The sequence below is a fragment of the Shimwellia pseudoproteus genome (assembly GCF_016415625.1).
In the GTDB taxonomy this organism is placed as follows: domain Bacteria; phylum Pseudomonadota; class Gammaproteobacteria; order Enterobacterales; family Enterobacteriaceae; genus Shimwellia; species Shimwellia pseudoproteus.
This window is the reverse complement of record NZ_WBXP01000062.1, coordinates 1-15828: the sequence shown is the minus strand read 5'-3', so window position 1 is coordinate 15828 and position 15828 is coordinate 1. Positions and strand designations below refer to the sequence as shown.

The 15828-nt window shown below is 49.7% G+C and carries 18 protein-coding genes and 2 pseudogenes; 14 read left to right on the top strand and 6 right to left on the bottom strand.

All coding sequences use genetic code 11. The features are described 5' to 3' along the window. Window positions 1-171: 171 nt before the first annotated feature. Window positions 172-351 (bottom strand): annotated as a pseudogene (locus tag F9C28_RS20255) (putative quinol monooxygenase); the annotation flags it as partial. A 553-nt stretch (window positions 352-904) separates the two neighbouring features. Between F9C28_RS20255 and F9C28_RS18265 the strand changes: the two are divergent. After that, window positions 905-2119 carry an IS91 family transposase gene (locus F9C28_RS18265; protein ID WP_199016691.1) on the top strand — a complete coding sequence of 405 codons (1215 nt, stop codon included), beginning with the start codon at window positions 905-907 and terminating at the stop codon, window positions 2117-2119. A gap of 73 nt (window positions 2120-2192) precedes the next feature. Here F9C28_RS18265 and F9C28_RS18260 read toward each other — a convergent pair whose 3' ends face one another. Further along, the gene (locus F9C28_RS18260) at window positions 2193-2513 is read right to left on the bottom strand and encodes a hypothetical protein (protein ID WP_233149158.1); all 321 of its coding nucleotides are present in this window, start codon (window positions 2511-2513) and stop codon (window positions 2193-2195) included. 203 nt (window positions 2514-2716) lie between these two features. Between F9C28_RS18260 and parA the strand changes: the two genes are divergently transcribed. Together parA and F9C28_RS18250 are read left to right on the top strand one after the other, a co-directional pair. Continuing rightward, window positions 2717-3337: a ParA family partition ATPase gene (gene parA / locus F9C28_RS18255; RefSeq protein WP_032490866.1), complete on the top strand. Its 621-nt coding sequence runs from the start codon at window positions 2717-2719 to the stop codon at window positions 3335-3337. A gap of 39 nt (window positions 3338-3376) precedes the next feature. Continuing rightward, on the top strand, window positions 3377-3604 hold the full coding sequence (locus tag F9C28_RS18250) for a plasmid partition protein ParG (protein ID WP_008815937.1): 228 nt from the start codon (window positions 3377-3379) through the stop codon (window positions 3602-3604). Window positions 3605-3734: 130 nt separating this feature from the next. Here the strand turns inward: F9C28_RS18250 and F9C28_RS18245 are convergent, their stop codons facing one another. The 4 genes from F9C28_RS18245 to F9C28_RS18230 all read right to left on the bottom strand — a co-directional run bounded on the left by F9C28_RS18245 (window position 3735) and on the right by F9C28_RS18230 (window position 6613). Next, on the bottom strand, window positions 3735-4019 hold the full coding sequence (locus F9C28_RS18245; RefSeq protein ID WP_032490867.1) for a type II toxin-antitoxin system RelE/ParE family toxin: 285 nt from the start codon (window positions 4017-4019) through the stop codon (window positions 3735-3737). Further along, the gene (locus tag F9C28_RS18240; RefSeq protein WP_050915793.1) at window positions 4012-4254 is read right to left on the bottom strand and encodes a type II toxin-antitoxin system ParD family antitoxin; all 243 of its coding nucleotides are present in this window, start codon (window positions 4252-4254) and stop codon (window positions 4012-4014) included. The genes F9C28_RS18245 and F9C28_RS18240 overlap by 8 nt, the downstream gene beginning before the upstream one ends. A gap of 571 nt (window positions 4255-4825) precedes the next feature. Continuing rightward, complete coding sequence (gene repA / locus F9C28_RS18235; RefSeq protein WP_145548216.1) at window positions 4826-5743, bottom strand: plasmid replication initiator RepA; 918 nt, start codon at window positions 5741-5743, stop codon at window positions 4826-4828. Window positions 5744-6250: 507 nt separating this feature from the next. Next, window positions 6251-6613, bottom strand: a complete 363-nt coding sequence (locus tag F9C28_RS18230; protein ID WP_057631486.1) for a helix-turn-helix domain-containing protein — start codon at window positions 6611-6613, stop codon at window positions 6251-6253. Window positions 6614-6883: 270 nt separating this feature from the next. On the opposite strand from F9C28_RS18230, the gene F9C28_RS18225 reads away from it, so the two are divergent. The 11 genes and pseudogenes from F9C28_RS18225 (at window position 6884) to F9C28_RS18175 (ending at window position 15747) form a co-directional block, all read left to right on the top strand. After that, window positions 6884-7339, top strand: a complete 456-nt coding sequence (locus F9C28_RS18225; protein WP_057631484.1) for a transcription termination/antitermination NusG family protein — start codon at window positions 6884-6886, stop codon at window positions 7337-7339. Between the two features lie 79 nt (window positions 7340-7418). Continuing rightward, window positions 7419-7643 (top strand): hypothetical protein, encoded by a 225-nt coding sequence (locus F9C28_RS18220; RefSeq protein ID WP_040118338.1) that lies wholly within the window; start codon window positions 7419-7421, stop codon window positions 7641-7643. 20 nt (window positions 7644-7663) lie between these two features. After that, window positions 7664-8333 (top strand): annotated as a pseudogene (locus F9C28_RS18215) (lytic transglycosylase domain-containing protein). Window positions 8334-8342: 9 nt separating this feature from the next. Continuing rightward, window positions 8343-8636, top strand: coding sequence for a TrbC/VirB2 family protein (locus F9C28_RS18210; RefSeq protein ID WP_040118340.1), 294 nt, complete (start codon window positions 8343-8345; stop codon window positions 8634-8636). 9 nt (window positions 8637-8645) lie between these two features. Then, entirely contained in the window at window positions 8646-11393 is a 2748-nt protein-coding gene (locus F9C28_RS18205) for a VirB4 family type IV secretion/conjugal transfer ATPase (RefSeq protein ID WP_057631481.1), read from the top strand. An 11-nt stretch (window positions 11394-11404) separates the two neighbouring features. Next, window positions 11405-12127 (top strand): type IV secretion system protein, encoded by a 723-nt coding sequence (locus F9C28_RS18200; protein WP_032490876.1) that lies wholly within the window; start codon window positions 11405-11407, stop codon window positions 12125-12127. Window positions 12128-12141: 14 nt separating this feature from the next. Then, window positions 12142-12435 (top strand): EexN family lipoprotein, encoded by a 294-nt coding sequence (locus F9C28_RS18195; protein ID WP_032490877.1) that lies wholly within the window; start codon window positions 12142-12144, stop codon window positions 12433-12435. Next, a complete protein-coding gene (locus F9C28_RS18190; protein WP_057631479.1) occupies window positions 12428-13429 on the top strand; it encodes a type IV secretion system protein in 1002 nt (333 codons plus the stop codon). Before F9C28_RS18195 ends, F9C28_RS18190 begins: the two co-directional genes overlap by 8 nt. 199 nt (window positions 13430-13628) lie before the next feature. Then, window positions 13629-14312: a virB8 family protein gene (locus F9C28_RS18185; protein WP_199016690.1), complete on the top strand. Its 684-nt coding sequence runs from the start codon at window positions 13629-13631 to the stop codon at window positions 14310-14312. Further along, window positions 14312-15208 carry a P-type conjugative transfer protein VirB9 gene (gene virB9 / locus F9C28_RS18180; RefSeq protein WP_032490881.1) on the top strand — a complete coding sequence of 299 codons (897 nt, stop codon included), beginning with the start codon at window positions 14312-14314 and terminating at the stop codon, window positions 15206-15208. The genes F9C28_RS18185 and virB9 overlap by 1 nt, the downstream gene beginning before the upstream one ends. Beyond that, window positions 15205-15747 carry a hypothetical protein gene (locus F9C28_RS18175; RefSeq protein WP_199016689.1) on the top strand — a complete coding sequence of 181 codons (543 nt, stop codon included), beginning with the start codon at window positions 15205-15207 and terminating at the stop codon, window positions 15745-15747. Before virB9 ends, F9C28_RS18175 begins: the two co-directional genes overlap by 4 nt. Window positions 15748-15828 lie beyond the last annotated feature (81 nt).

The window sequence follows — 15828 nt, the reverse complement described above, 5'->3', positions numbered from 1 at the left end:
GTGCGGGCTTTCAGTTCATAGAGAAGAATGAATAATATCAATTATAACAATTGGTTATTTCCTTAGCGTACGTTTTCGTTCCATTGGCCCTCAGACCCCAATCAAAAGACGGAAAACAAAAATGCCGGTACCAGGAATTTTTCTGACACCCGGCACCTGTGGCGACACCTCTCAGCAGAGCGGGCGACTGGTCGCCACGCTAAGTGTGGCCCGTCCTTCGAGAGCTGAAACCAGCCTCCTGAACGGTGCCGCCTCACTGTGGTGCACCAGCGCCTGAAGGGAGGACCCGCGTTCAAACATCATAAAGACCTGCGGGTTCTCCGTGTCAGCATGGAGGGTGTACCCTTCACATCCCGGCTCTCCGGTGACCTATGCCACCGCCGTGCGCAGTGCGGCCTCAACGGCCTCCGCCTGACCCTCGCCGGCCGTTATTGTTGCAACAACCGTTAACGGGGCCCGGGTTTCATTGTTTTCGGTCACTGTGTTTATTTCTGCCACTGCTTTCTTCCTTTCGGCTTCCTGATATTTCGCGCCCTCTGCTCACCGGTTGTCGGCAGTGCGCCCGCAACGCAGGGAGAGACAGCGGAGATAGTTAGTTACGCAAATTAAGGTAAAGGAATAATAAGGGAACCCATGGTGATCGACAATAACAATCAATCTTACAGGATTGATTAATGAAAACGATCGACAAGAGGTTAATTAATCGCCCGCGCCAATCGTTGCTTTTTACAAAACACCGGAAATTTTCTTAAAATCCAGTCAGAAAGATACCGGGTTGCAGGAAGTAAAATAAAACGGAAACAGGTAATTACGCGCCGAAAATAAACATCCACCACAGAGTGGTAACATTTATTTTACCACTCTGTTTAGGCAATATTTAATATAATGCGAATAATCAGGGAATATGTTTATTCCCCGCCCGGCAAAACTGCTGTTCACCGTCGATGACGGCTGGAATAAGTTTCTCGATTCGAATAGCGACAGTATAAGTCAGTGGACCCACCTCAGCGTTGAGCGCATGCTCGCCTGCGGGACAGCCAGCATGGGGGTACGCCGCTACTGTTGCTCCTCCCCGGGCTGTACACATTCCTGCTTCTTCTGCCAGAGCTGTAAGTCAAAAACCTGCAGTTCCTGCGGCGTCAAAGCCACAGAGCAGTGGGTGGCGCAGCAGAGCCACATCCTTCCCGACTGCGACTGGCAGCACATCACCTTCACCATGCCCCACCTGCTGTGGCCCTTCTTCAACAACAACTGGCCCCTGCTCAATGCCCTGTTCCGGGCTGCAACCCGCGCCATGCTGCGATGGGCCCGCAAACAGGGCGTGGAGGTCGGCATCTTCTGCGCCCTGCACACCTACGGCCGCCAGCTAAACCAGCATCCGCACATCCACCTTTCCGTCACCCGCGGCGGGCTCGATATAAAACACGGCGTCTGGCGCGATATCTTCTTTAAGAAGCACGCCGTGGAGGAAATCTGGCGCGGGGCGGTTATCCGGCTCCTGCGCCACAGCTATGACCTGATTAATCCCGGCAGCCTGCCGGGGCTGGGGCATATCCGCGATAAAAAACAGTGGGAGCGCTATCTGCAGGCCCAGTACGGACGCCGCTGGAAGGTGCACTTCGCGAAGAAGACCAGGGGGGCCTGGCGAAGCGTCAAATACCTGGGTCGGTATCTGAAACGACCGCCGGTGTCGGCGGCGAAGCTCAGGCACTACAGCGGCGGTGCCGTGGTGCATCACTATTACGACCACCGTACGCAGCAGTACCGGAAGCAGACGCTGTCGCAGGAAGAGATGATCGGGCGCTATATCAGTCATATCCCGGCGAAGCACTTTAAAATGGTGCGCTACTACGGTTTTTTGTCTAACCGGAAACGGGGCGAGCTGCTGGCGAAGGTGTACGAAGCCCTGCAGATGGAGGCGCGGAAAAAACCGGATCAGCCGGGCTTCGCCGCGCTGATGAAGGGGTTCCTGGGTACGGACCCGTACAAATGTATCCTGTGCGGCAACCGGCTGCGATTTACCGGTGCGCAGGCTGGCAGGCATGCGTCGGAATTAGTAGCAGAAAGGCAACATAACATCGACCGGAAACGATGGCTTCTGGGACAGACTGCAGGATAAGTGCGCCTGAAAAATGGGTTTCAGGTTAAAAATACACCGGAAACGGCATTTTATTACCATAACTCACCTGTCATCACGTCATCACTGCGTTTCTGACAGGGGTTTTCATGGTCAGAGTATTTTTGAAGCGCTTTTCCAGTTTCCTAACCATGAACCCGACTTTTTGAAACAGTGGGTAGGCTTTAGCATAAAGGCATTTGGCCAGCGGCTGAACCTTAGTCCAGTCAGATTTATATTTAAGCTGATAAACAGCTTCACCTACCTCGGTACGAGTAGTGTCATAAATGTTGTGACCCCACTCGTTTTGTCCTGTCACCACGCTGAACTTGCTGTGCTTGTCCAGTACAACACCACGATCCCAGTTACCCGTAATGTCTTTGATATTCACTTCCATCGGCGTTTCCCTCATTCGCTACAAGATATGAATAAAGATACGCTCGTTAAAAATTAAAGCACACTGGGACGTGAATTTGTCTATATGGGCTTCAAACCCCTTCTAACACTCATATACTCATTTACACACAAACCGTATTTACTCATTTGTGTTTTTGTGTATAATTAAACTCAAATGAGTAAACACACAAATGAGGTTTAGACATGAAAATTATCGCGTTCCTCAACCCTAAAGGTGGCTCCGGTAAAACGACGGCAACAATCAACGTCAGTAGCTGCCTTGCCAGTTCGGGTAAGAAAATTGCAGTTGTAGATACAGACCCACAAATGAGCCTGACTAACTGGAACAAAGCAGAGAAAGCAGCATTCGATGTTTACACCGCAGCATCAGAGAAAGACGTTTACCAGGTAAGAAAAGATCTGGCTGAATATGACTTTGTGATTATTGATGGAGCCGGTTCTCTGTCAGTTATTACTTCCGCTGCGGTGATGGTCAGCGACCTGATTATCATCCCGGTAACACCCAGCCCTCTGGATTTTTCCGCTGCCGGTTCTGTAGTCACTGTGCTGGAAGCCCAGGCTTATAATCGTCCGGTTGAAGCTCGATTCCTCATCACACGGAAAATCGAACAAGCCACCATGCTTAACGTTCTGAAAGATAGCATTGCTCAGACGGGTATTAAGCCGTTTAAAACTGCCATCACACAACGCCAAAGTTACGTTAAATCCGTCATGGAGGGTGAGAGTGTTTTCGATACCAACGATGGAGCAGCAAAGGGCGAGATAGCCATTCTGACGCGAGAAATACTTGATTCATTTGAGTAAAAACTCATATACTCATTTCAGCATATTAAGAGGTTATGTATGGCACTAACTAAGCAACATACATCAAAAACAATGAGTTTCGGTGAGCATCGGGATCTTGAAAAAGTCGTCAATAGCACACCCACGGGAAAGCAAAAGAGAGTCAACGTTAACTTTGATGAAGAAATACATATCCGCTTCAAAGCTGCGTGTGCAAAACAAGGTACATCTATTACTGATGTGATAAAGGATTTGGTCGATAATTGGCTGAAAGAAAATGACAGCTAAAAACACAAATGAGTAAAAACACATTAACTCAAAAACACACCTATCCTTACCGAGAACACTGATCTGGTGCATAAATTTTTTATGTGCCAGATCGGTGTTGGCCAAGCAAAGCGCGGCAGCGTGTTTAGACTTACAGTAAATGGCGTTTATGGTTCATCTGTTGGTGCAAAATACGCGCAATCAGAATATCCGTATCACGAACCGTATAAAAAATGGCATGTCGCTGAAATTCAATGCGCATTACACCAGGAACGGCATGGTAGTCACGTCCCATATCTGGCATTCCGGCCAGTGTCTCGAAAAATGCCTCAAGTGCGTCGGTATAATGGTCTGCCTGAGCTTCACCAAATTTCAAGAGCGTATAATCATAAATCCCGGCGAAGTCTTCTGCCGCCCGTTCGGTGAGTTTATACACGATGTCTCAGTTTTCTTTCTGCTGCAATATCCCGCAGTGATAGCGAGCTTTCACCGCTTTCCAGCCCGGCAATAACAGCCTGGCGAATAACTTCATCGTTTGTTTCCTGTTGCTCCAGCAATCGCAGCGCAGAGCGCATAACTTCACTTGCAGAGCCGTAACGGCCACTGTCTATTAATCGACTGATAAACGAATCGAGCTGTTCGCCAATCGTAACGCTTGTTGTTCTGGCCATAACGCCCCCTGTGTTAACTATCAACACAATGATAGGAATACTTGCTCCTGGTGTCAACGAATACACCCAAACGGATTTCGCCCCCTTCCTGCCAGACTGTTTTTTTAGCTTACTTTTAGCGATGAAGTAGGTAAGGGCGAAAAGCGCCTTTTCGCTGCATTGCGTCTCGTTGACTCCATGCCTCCGGCTAAGGCCGGAGGTGCTACTTAAAGTCTTTTGGGAGCATAGCGACCATGCCGAACCGGCGCGGCCGTCTGGCCGCTGCAAGGGCGGTCATTATCGGTTTTCCCCGTTATCCACAGATCTTATCCAGCGAATAAGTAGATCTTTAATGAAGTTAAGTAGGTCGAAGACCTGATTATTTTGCAGCTAACTATTGGTTGATTGCAGATAATCCTATTTACCTATTTGCAGATAAGTGTGCATAAAAGATATAACGCCGGTGTTGATTGGGGTTTTGACCAAATATCGGTGAGGTTATCGTGATGATGGTGGCTAAAAAACGATCTGTTTTAGCAGATGGACAACGAACATCCTCCGCAGGGAAACGGATTAGTAAAAAGAGGGCGGGTTAGTGAGGCGGGGCTGCGCCTGGCTGCTCCATATTTACCAGTTCAAGCTGGTAAAGCTGAGTCCAGACCATTTTTTCAAACTGCTGAGGGGTTAGATGGTGTGTATCACCCTTCATATCACGGAAAATACGCTCGGCCACCTGACGCTTTCGCTCATCGAACGGTAATTCGGCCAGCTTACGCCGTTGTTTGCCCTCAATAGCGCGTGTACGGCGGCTAAGTATCGTCTGATGGCGACAACGTTCATACCAGCGCTTACGGGCTTCTTTTACTGTCATAGCCTCGCCGGGTTGTAGAATGCCGTCCTCAATAGCGCGTAGGCGTTCTTCTTGCTCTGCTCGTAGCTTGTCCATATCCACACCGGTAAGACGCCAGCCTTCTTCTGTAATGATTATATGCTTAGGAAAACGGCACCCGTTCACATAATCCCACTCAGTTTCAGGCGCAAGGACTATGCCAAACCTCGCCAATTCGTCTATCAGACGCGACACCCTGGATACCGTCACGGCAGTTTCAGGGATGATCTGGCCATCTTCATTCCGTGGACTGAGTTCTTCAGCCAGCTTAGTGATGTTGATAGTGACAATACCGGTAGCAAGATCGGCTTTGTTGACGAAAAGCACAAACAACGCATCGAGCAAACGCCGGCGTACTTCACGGAAAGCTCTTTTTCTGTCCGCGACAGGTCGCAAAAAAGTGAAGATTGGATCGGCAGAAACACGACGACGAATAACCCAGGCACCAGAGGTTTTGTCCTGGCTCATAAGGTTACGTAAGGCTCGACCATGCTGTTTACTGAGGGGCTTATAATGCGCCGGACGCACGTAGAGCGGTAACGGACATTTACAGGCTGTAGAATGTTCGCCACGGTGACGTTTATCGGGGTTTTCTTGGGAAGATTTAGTCTGGTTACCCACGCCCGCCCGCGCTTATGGCGAGGAAGAGGGGTTGTTTTAGGTTATGCATTTGCTATAATCCTTTTCAGGCACCGCGCCTGCTTTCGCCCCCCTGAATATCCCTCGTTCCGCCAAGTTCGTCAGGATTTCAGGGGGTTTTTGCATTCAGGGTGTGGCTTTTGCCTATCACCCTTTCCCTAGACGCTATTACCGGGAACGTCCCACCCGTATGAATACTTGTAAACGCAGGTAAATTACCACGTAGTGAAGCAACGATCAATTCCCCCGCCAAAAGATCCCGCAAAGAACATATCTAATTTACCCAATCAATTCATACAGATATTGAGTCTCAACATTATTAACATTGTGAATATCAACAGGGGTTTTCTCTTGCCTATGTAGGTTCAGAGTGAACGCATTTCTTTGTTAATTCAGTGGAAATTCGCTTCCTCGCTTTGAGTGTTCGGTGCTCGCCTATGGCTGCGCTCCGCCTCAATCAAAGGCTGCGGCGAGCGTTGCCCCTTCCCATTAGTCCTTCATACAGTCATTGAATTGGCTTAATAATCTTCGAACTTCATCACGTTGTTCACGTAATTTTTTATTCTCAACCAATATATGGTTGAGTGGATTATCATTACAATTCATCATCTTACGATGATTCTCTAAGATGTTTTTAGCTACCTCGTCGTCAACTGTATAAAAATAGTACTCTGGATACCCCAAAACCTTGGCCACTCGAAGAATAAAGTCAAAAGGCGGGGTAAAACGTCCTGCCTCATAATTCGATATTCTAGAACGACTATTTACACTCTCTATTTCAACCAGTTGCGCTAGTTTTTCCTGTGAAAGACCAGCCAACTCACGAGCTTCTTTTAACCGTTTTGGCACCATAATACTCACCTTTTTTAGCTACTGATCATATCGGGTGAATAGTTCGCTAGCGTTTCGTAAATCAAAACACTCTCATCATGTTTTGATTTACGAAACATTAATGCTATTATCTCTAAAGTGCTTTAGGTTGACGCAACAAAACAACTGGATATAATAGAAGCACTGTATTTATATACAGTTGTTTTGTCATGTTTATGAGTACGTTCGTTCTAGTTTTCGCCAAGCTAGAGCGGCGGAAAATGGGGGCTTGTGCCCACAAGGATGGGAAACATGAATTTATGGTATGTGTTGTACTGCAAGACTCAGGATGTTGACAAAATAACCAGAAGGGTCAACAGCTTAGGCGTTAGTGTTTTTTGTCCTCGTTATGTAAGAGTCTCTCACCGAACCGACTGTAATTCGGTTCGGATCGACGAAAAAGTGTTGTTCCCTAATTATTTGTTCCTCTCTTTTGATATCAACAAAATCCATACATCAACGATTTCCTCTATCCCTGGGGCCATCGGCTTCATTCGTTTCGGTTCAGATGCCTGTACGGTTCCCCAGAAAGTGATATCCGCGATTGAATGCGCCCGCCTGATAGCGCTGAACAATGATGATCAAGCTATTGAGTGCCGTAATATTTCGCCCGCTTTGCTGCTAAAAATTCAGGAAATCTCGCTTATCAGGTCGATAGAACAACGGCAGGTTGCCTTTTCACACCTTTTGCAATCGTCCAACCTTTAAACCCAACCTCATTCTTTTATACATACCGGCACTGCGGGCAATAGCCTGCGGTGCCTTTTTAATAGGAGTAGCCATATCCATGCCGAAAAAGAAGTTGGGCGAGCCAACGAGTACGGCGGTGATTTACATCGGACAGCAGCGTTACCAACTGTTAGCAAAACATGCTCGTGAAATCAGTTATTTATCCAACACCAATATCAAGACAACAACATTCCTTCACTACTTGATTGATGAATTCACCAAAAAAGGCCATGCCTCACTGCTTAACCAGTTGCAGAAGGCTCCCCCCACTGAAGAGGAATAAACCATCTAATAGGAGGATACATGATTTCATCCGCCGTGCTTCTGACTCTGGCGATGCAATGCGCCCCAACCATTCACCCTGATACATCGCATGATGTAGCCAGAGTTGAGTCGGGGTTAAACCCCTTTGCTATTGGTGTTGTCGGCCAGAAAAAAAGGGCTTTTCCCCAGCAACATAAACGACGCTCTTGATCATATCGACCAGCTCAAGGCGAAAGGTAAAAATTACTCGGTCGGTCTGATGCAAATCAACCAGGCTAATTTTTCCCGTTACGGTGTCACTGCAAAACAACTGTTTAATCCCTGCACCAACCTGACCGTCTTCGAAAAAATCATCACTGACTGCTACCTCCGGGGCGGCACCCTGAAAAGGGCGCTGAGTTGCTATTACTCCGGCAACTTTGATACCGGCCAGAAGCCCGAAGCCGCATTTTCCAAAACCAGCTATGTACAGCGGATGGGTTACAAACCCGCGCAAAAATATGTCGTGCCTTCCAGCAAGGCCGATCAAGAAAAGCAAAACGCCACACCAGGCAATGCAGCACCCACGCCGCAGATACGTTACCCCAAAGGTATTGTACGCGGCGATCTCATCACCTCCGACGCGCAAGCGTCACCTAACCAGGCTACACCCGTTTCTTTCCCGTCACAGGTTGTGCGGGGGGAGTTTGTAGTCACTACATCTAAATAAGGAAATATCATGAAAATTTTACGCTCTATTAAAAACGCTCCTGCCTACCTTGCTGCTGTTGCGGCCTCTGCTGCCATGTCCTCACCGGCATTCGCGGACGGGTTCGCCAAAGCCGAAACGTTGCTGGAAAAAATCTCGTCTGGCCTCACCGGTCTGGCCATCGTCACCATTACCATCGCCGTTATCTGGGTCGGTTACAAAGTGTTATGGGACGGCAAAAGCCTTCACGACTGTAAAGGGATCATCATTGGCGGCATTCTTATTGCCAGCGGTGCAGAAATCGGCGCTCTGTTGATGAGCTAAGGGGCGGAAATGGTCACGCTGAATAAAGCCCTGACGCGCCCCGCTATGCTGTTTGGCATTCCGATGGTGCCGTTAGTTATCGTCAGCGGGGCAATTATCCTGCTGGCGATATACCTCACTAAACTTTTGTTGCTGTTCCTGCCGGTAAGCTGGTTTGTCATGAACCAGATGGCTCGAAAGGATGCCCACATTTTCGGATTAGCCTTTTTAAAACTGAAAACGCGGGGCAATAAGACGTGCAACACCCACTACGGCGCAACGGCGTTCCTGGCGAACGACTACGACGCCGTAGACATCACGGAGTTCATCAACACTATGCGACTTAACGAACGGGTCACGCTCACCAAGCACATTCCGTATTCGTCGCACATTCATGAAAACGTCATTAAAACCCGAGGTAGCGACCTGATTGCAACGTGGGAAATTGGCGGAACAGCGTTTGAATGTGATACGGAAGAAAATCTCGACATTCTGTCGGGTCAGTTTAATAACCTGATTAAGTCCTTTGAAGGGCGACCGGTGACGTTTTACGTTCACAATATCCGTGAAACGTACCACGATCACTTTGACGGGCATTCGGGTAACGATTTTGCCGATACGGTCAGCGAACGGTACTACTCGACGATTGAAAACCATCCTTTCCGCCATAATCGCCTGTTCTTCACCGCCTGTTATATGCCCTTTGTCGGACTGGATAAGGTCGAGCGCAAACGGATGTCCGACGGACAGAAGCAACATGCGTTAGACAGTGCATTAAAAGAGATGTTGGAGATATGCCAGACGGTCGGCACGTCCCTGTCGCGTTTCACCGCGAACCAACTAGGGGCTTATGAAGAAAATGGCCGCGTATTTTCGTCGCAACTGTCTTTCTATCGGCGGCTGTTAAGCGGCGTCTGGCAGAAGACAGCCGTTACGCGCACGCCATTTTATGAAACGCTCGGCACAACCGACCTGTTTTTCACCGGCGATGCCGGGCAAAGCAATAACGTAAACGGGAAGACCTTCTTCCGTGGGCTGGAAGTGAAAGACTACGCGCCGGAATCCTTCACTGGGATAATGAACGTGTTGCTGTATGCCCCGTGTGACTATGTGATCACCCAGTCTTTTACCTGTATGGCGAAAGACGAAGCGCAAAAGCACATCAAGCAGACGGCCAAGCGTTTACGCAGCACGGAAGATGATGCCATTTCGCAGCAGGAAGACTTATTTGTTGCCCTGGACATGTTGCAGGCCGGACACATTGCCTTTGGTAAATATCATTTTTCCCTGATGGTATCGGCATCCGGCACAGAACGGCTGATTAAAGACACCAACAGCCTGATCAACGCCTTCACCGATCTGGGTATCACCCCGACGCTCTCCACGTTGTCGCTGCCCGCTGCCTATCTGGCACAAATGCCAGGTGTGTACACGCTAAGGCCGCGACTTGTCCCCATCAGCAGCCAGAATTTTGCAGAACTGGCGTCATTCCATAACTTCTATACGGGGAAACGGGATAAGAACCCCTGGGGTGAAGCGCTTTGCGTTCTCAAAACCCCCTCGGGCGGGGCGTATTACATGAACCTGCACAACTCAATGCTCAATAAGGATGATTTCAACGAGAAAAATCTAGGCAATACCAGCGTTATCGGCACCGCCGGTTCGGGCAAAACAATGCTGATGGCATTCATTCAGGTCATGATGCAGAAATATCGGCAACCCCGGAGTTTTTCGCCGCAGGCTAAAACTCAGCGTCTTACTACCGTTTATTTTGATAAGGACAGGGGGGCAGAACTTAACGTAAGGGCGTTGGGCGGCCAGTATTATAAGGTGAAAAGCGGTGAGCCTACCGGCTGGAATCCCTTCCGGCTTCCACCGACAAAACGCAATCTGAACTTCATCAAGAAGCTGATGCGCATACTCTGCACCCGCAACGGACAAACCTTGTTCCCGCGCGACGAGCTGCGTCTTAGTCAGGCAGTGGATGCGGTCATGAAGGAGCTACCGGCTGAACACCGTGGGTTTGGTATTACCCGGCTGTTGGAGAACCTTACCGAGCCGCCAACGAAGGAAGCGCAGGAAAACGGGTTACGTGTCAGGTTGTCACAGTGGGCGCAGGGTGGCGAATACGGCTGGGTTTTCGATAATGACCTGGACACCTTTGATATTGGCGAATGCGACAATTTCGGCATCGATGGCACGGAATTTTTGGACGATGCCGACGTGTGTGCGCCGATTTCGTTTTACCTGCTGTATCGCGTCACCAGCTTGCTCGACGGGCGACGCTTGGTGATCTTCATGGATGAATTCTGGAAATGGCTCAACGACCCGGTCTTTTCTGATTTCGCCTTTAACGTGCTGAAAGTCATCCGCAAACTGAATGGCCTGTTTATTCCTGGTACTCAGTCACCGGCGGAAATACTGATTAACCCGATATCTCCTGCCGTGGTGGAGCAGTGCGGCACGCAAATCTTTACGGCAAACCCGAAGGCTGACCGCAAAGACTATGTTGATGGTCTGAAAGTCGCCCCGGAGATCTTCGACATCATCAAGAACCTCGATCCGCTGTCACGCCAGTTCGTAATAGTGAAAAGCCCCCTGAAAAAGGGTGATTTACGCAACTTTGCAGCACTCGTCACCCTTGACCTGTCCGGGCTTGGTACTTACACAAAAGTGTTAAGTAGCAGCGCTGACAACCTCGAAATTTTTGACTCTGTGTTTCAGGACGGCATGAAGCCGGACGACTGGCTGGAACGCTACCTGCAACTCGCACTCTGAAAGGAAATAACATGAAACTGAAAACTCTGTCTGCCGCCTATATTGCGGGGGCTTTGCTGTGTCCATCACTGACAGCCTATGCCGGTATTCCTGTCATGGTTGATGCTGATCCATTACGTCAGATTCAATACGCGACCGACGCCCAAAACTGGCTTAAAACAGTGGAACAGTATAAATCCCAGCTTAATGCCTACAAATCGCAACTGGCGACCGCGACCGGCGTACGCAACGTGCAGGACTTTTTGAGCCAGGCTAAGGGGCTGTCGAATGACCTTAAAAACCTGCAAAAAAACGGCATTTCACTCAACGACCTGCTGACGAACTCCGGCGGGTCATACAGCAGTGCGCTAAACGGCTTGTATAGCAAGTACAAGATGTTTGACACCTGTGATGCTACGCAGACACAAAGCTATGCTGATACCTGTAAACAAATCGTCATTAACCGGGCGGTGGCCGTCGAAGATACCACTGCGGTACAGGAGAAGATCAACAGTACGGTGAGTGATATTTCTACCCTTGTAAGTCGTATAGAAATGTCGCAAGACGCTAAAGAGTCACAGGATTTGGCGAACACCATAACGTCAAAAAGTGTACAGTTAAACGCTCTGACCACGCAGTGGGAAATGAGCGTGAAACAGTCGGAACTACGTGATCAAATGCTGACATCGCAGCGACAAAAGGCAGGCCAGCAGCAGCAACTCAACGCACCGGTGGCCGATTTGAACAACTTATAACAAGGATTTTTCATATGACGATCAATAACCGCACTATTTTATCCTCCCTGCTTGTTTTAAGCCTGTTTGCTTTAGGTGGTTGTGAAGAGAAAAAAACTGAAGAGTGGTATATGGCTCATCATGACGAATTAATAAAAGACTATGCCGATTGTTTGAAAACCCAAACATTCAGCAGTGAGCGGTGCATCCCTGTTGTGAATGCTTCCAAAAGGTCAATGAATGAGCCTGACGTTGTAGCTGGACTACAAAAAGTGCAAACAGAGTACGTAAAAAGCAGGATGCATCCAGAGAATAAAAGTCATGAGTAGCGAAGGTGTTTTCTCTGGAATGGATGCCGCTGTAATGAATGGCTTAAACAGTGTTTTACAGGGGCAAATGTCCCTGTATTCAACGCTGATGGCAGGATTAGTTACCGGTTCTACCACTTTGTACATTCTTTGGCGTGGCTATCAGACACTGGCGGGGAAGCTACATACCCCGGTAGAGGACGTAGCGTGGGACTTGGCGCGAATGGGGATCATCCTGGCATTTGTCACTAATGCAGATGGCTACCTAGACGCCTCGGTTGCTGCCATTAACGGTTTAAAAGATGGTTTCAGCGGAAGTGAAAATGTCTGGGTTTTACTAGATACACTTTGGAGTAAAGCTCAGACGCTGGGGCAAACCTTATTTAACCTAGATAATTCAACCTATGTGCAACTCAATGGCGGCATTGCTGAGCTATTAGTTTGGGGGGGAACAATAGTAGCCTTAATTATCGCCACCATTGTTAATATGGGGGCTGAAATAATGTTGTTATTAATGACAACAACGGCACCCATATTCATTTTCTGCCTTATCTACGGTTTTCTGCGACCGATGTTCAATAACTGGCTCCAGGTAATCTTCACCGCTATCCTGACCCTCATGTTTTCGGCCTTATCTTTACGGATCGCGATTGAATACCTTAGTAACATATTGGACAAAGCAAGCGTCGGGGCTAATGCCAACAACATTGTAACGCTGGCCGCACAGTGTTGCCTTGCCGGTATCGGTTCCGGGTTCGTAGTCTGGTTATCGGCAAAAATTGCCGGTTCACTGGCAGGGGCTAGCGTACAGGGTGTGGTACAGGGCGCGGCTAAAATGGGGCTAATGGCAGGCGGGGGCGCAGCGAAAAAAGCCGCAAGTACCGTAGGAAAGCCCGTGGGGAATGCTTTAGGCAGTATTGGCGATAAGGCAGCGAATAACCTCAAAGGCTCATCGGCCAGTAATGCCAAAGCATCGGCAAAAGCCGCAGTGGAGAAAATGAAAGCCCAGAACTAGCAGATATCCCGCCACACCTGTTCCCATCGCACGACTCATTACTTTTTAATCCTTTCAGGAACCTAAACCATGAAACGCTTCATCATATTTATGATGTTGTGCACCCTTGCGGGCTGCGCACAGCAAAACCATTTCCCGCCGGATGTTTCCGGCGACCTTCAACCCGTTAATTCCGCTTCCGTTATGCAGGAGGTGAATAATGTCTGAATTACAAAAAATGCTGAATGCCTCGCAGTCGTTTGAAAAAGTGATGCTGACACGCGATGCGCGGGCTAAAAAACTCGCCTTTGTTATCGCCGCCGTCGCCACGGTATTTGCCTTACTTTCCGTTGTGGCCGTCATTGTCATGCTTCCGCTAAAACACACGGAGGTCGAACTTTACACCGTAGACAGCCACAGCGGGCGGGCGGAATACGTCACCCGAGTGAAAGAAAAAGACATTGCGACCGAGGAGGCAATGGCGAAAGCCTTCGCCGCCAATTACGCCACGCTCCGGGAGGGATACAACTATTTCGCCCTGCAAAGCAATTATGACACGGTGCAGCTCTTTAACAGCGGACAGGTCAATGCGGACTATCTTGCCTGGTTCGCCGGACAGGATGCACCCGACAAGGTGTATCAGAATGCGGCTAACGTGGTGGAAACTGAGGTCATTTCCAATATCATCAGCCAGGCTACCGCGCCCGATATGCTGGCAACCCTCCGACTGAAAAGAACCATCCGCCACGTTGTTGACGGCGCGACGCGCGTCGAATTCTGGAACGTTCGTCTGACATACCACTACGTGCCACACAAGGCGCTGACTGACGTGCAGCGTGAGAGTAATCCGCTGGGCTTCATCGTCACCAGTTACCAGCGTGACAAAGAACTGAGGAAAGAATAATGCGTAATCTATTCGTCATTCTCACTTTGATGCTCTGCTCATCGGCGTGGGGAGCCGCAACCCCGCAGGGTAGCCGGTACGACAGCCGTATGCAGCAGGTGGCGTACAACGTGCAAAACAGCACGGTGATCAACACCCGCGCCGGTTACGTCACCACGTTAGTTTTTGCCGATGATGAAGCGGTGATCAGTACCGAAGTCGGCTTCATTAAAGGATGGGCGGTAACAAAGGAGGCGAACCGCGTCTATATTCGCCCCGCCCCCATCACGCAGCCGGTGACGGATGCGGACGGCTCAACCGTCCAGCAGGCATTTTTACCCGAGTCGAAAGACTGGAAAACCAACCTGTTTGTCACCACGTCGGCACACTTCTACAGTCTGGAACTTAACGTACTCGATGAAGGCGCACCGGCAAGCAGTCTGGCGTTTGTTGTGACCTGGAATTATCCCGAGGCCAGCCGTAAGGCCAGCATGGAAGCCGTGAAGGCGCGGCAAAAGGAGCTGACGGAGGCGCAGGAAAAAAGCCGCATCGCCAAAGCGTTTAATGCCGCCACTACACCGCGAAACTGGAACTATGCGCAGCGTGTGAAGCAGGGCAGTGAAATGGCTATGCCGGACTTTGCCTATGACGATGGCCGCTTCACTTACCTGGGCTTTTCACCGCTGAAAAAGATCCCGAGTCCCTTCCTGCTCGTCAACGGCAAAGAACAAACGACCATCCCGTCGTTCTCGCAACAGGGAAACTATCGCGTGATGGTCGTTCACTCGCTGGCTCCAAAGCTGGTCTTACGCTACGGCGACGCCGTGGTGGGCATTGTTAATCAGGGATTTGGTCTGGCAACGGTCAGCAACGGCAGCACCGTTTCACCGGCGGTTAAACTGGAGGAAAAACCATGACGGATACGCAAAACCCAACGCCTCTCGATGGGAGCGAAAACCCTTCATCCGAGAGAGAAAAAACGGTGGCCGAGCTGGAAGTTGAAGCACGCGAACGGGCGCAGGCACAGCGTAAAGAGTCTGCACCGGTGGAGGACGTTAAACCCGACCAACCAGAGGTAAACAGCCTCAAAAAGCGCGGTAAAAACCGTCTTATGACGCTGGGAATACTGCTTCTGGCGGCGCTTATCGTATTAGCCTGGATGGGTGACTGGGCTTATAACCATTTCATGAGCGCCCCCGCTCCCAAGGCTGAACAGGCAAAAACGGCACCGGATGATGTCAGTTACGGACGGAAACGCCAGGGCATGGGGATGGCTGAAAACCCGCTGGGGTTGCAGGACACCGCGTCAACCGATACCACAACAAACCTTCCTCGCCCCGCCGCTCCGGCAGTTTCATTTAACAAGTCGATGGCTCTGGCGGCGATGTCCAGCACGCAAAGCAGCGGCCAAACCGCCACGGTTTCGCGCACGGCTGAAGGGGTCGGTTCCGGCTGAGGGCGAAATGACACCCTAAGCTTTCGGTTCCTTGGGCCAAAGATATTCGCCAGTCAGTAGAATGTGCGCCCAGCCCAATGG

Excerpts from the sequence above, each read along its gene's own strand:
- F9C28_RS18265 (WP_199016691.1), top strand. The coding sequence starts at position 905 with ATGTTTATTCCCCGCCCGGCAAAACTGCTGTTCACCGTCGATGACGGC.
- F9C28_RS18260 (WP_233149158.1), bottom strand. The coding sequence starts at position 2,513 with ATGGAAGTGAATATCAAAGACATTACGGGTAACTGGGATCGTGGTGTT.
- parA (WP_032490866.1), top strand. The coding sequence starts at position 2,717 with ATGAAAATTATCGCGTTCCTCAACCCTAAAGGTGGCTCCGGTAAAACG.
- F9C28_RS18250 (WP_008815937.1), top strand. The coding sequence starts at position 3,377 with ATGGCACTAACTAAGCAACATACATCAAAAACAATGAGTTTCGGTGAG.
- F9C28_RS18240 (WP_050915793.1), bottom strand. The coding sequence starts at position 4,254 with ATGGCCAGAACAACAAGCGTTACGATTGGCGAACAGCTCGATTCGTTT.
- F9C28_RS18230 (WP_057631486.1), bottom strand. The coding sequence starts at position 6,613 with ATGGTGCCAAAACGGTTAAAAGAAGCTCGTGAGTTGGCTGGTCTTTCA.
- F9C28_RS18225 (WP_057631484.1), top strand. The coding sequence starts at position 6,884 with ATGAATTTATGGTATGTGTTGTACTGCAAGACTCAGGATGTTGACAAA.
- F9C28_RS18220 (WP_040118338.1), top strand. The coding sequence starts at position 7,419 with ATGCCGAAAAAGAAGTTGGGCGAGCCAACGAGTACGGCGGTGATTTAC.
- F9C28_RS18210 (WP_040118340.1), top strand. The coding sequence starts at position 8,343 with ATGAAAATTTTACGCTCTATTAAAAACGCTCCTGCCTACCTTGCTGCT.
- F9C28_RS18205 (WP_057631481.1), top strand. The coding sequence starts at position 8,646 with ATGGTCACGCTGAATAAAGCCCTGACGCGCCCCGCTATGCTGTTTGGC.
- F9C28_RS18200 (WP_032490876.1), top strand. The coding sequence starts at position 11,405 with ATGAAACTGAAAACTCTGTCTGCCGCCTATATTGCGGGGGCTTTGCTG.
- F9C28_RS18195 (WP_032490877.1), top strand. The coding sequence starts at position 12,142 with ATGACGATCAATAACCGCACTATTTTATCCTCCCTGCTTGTTTTAAGC.
- F9C28_RS18190 (WP_057631479.1), top strand. The coding sequence starts at position 12,428 with ATGAGTAGCGAAGGTGTTTTCTCTGGAATGGATGCCGCTGTAATGAAT.
- F9C28_RS18185 (WP_199016690.1), top strand. The coding sequence starts at position 13,629 with ATGTCTGAATTACAAAAAATGCTGAATGCCTCGCAGTCGTTTGAAAAA.
- virB9 (WP_032490881.1), top strand. The coding sequence starts at position 14,312 with ATGCGTAATCTATTCGTCATTCTCACTTTGATGCTCTGCTCATCGGCG.
- F9C28_RS18175 (WP_199016689.1), top strand. The coding sequence starts at position 15,205 with ATGACGGATACGCAAAACCCAACGCCTCTCGATGGGAGCGAAAACCCT.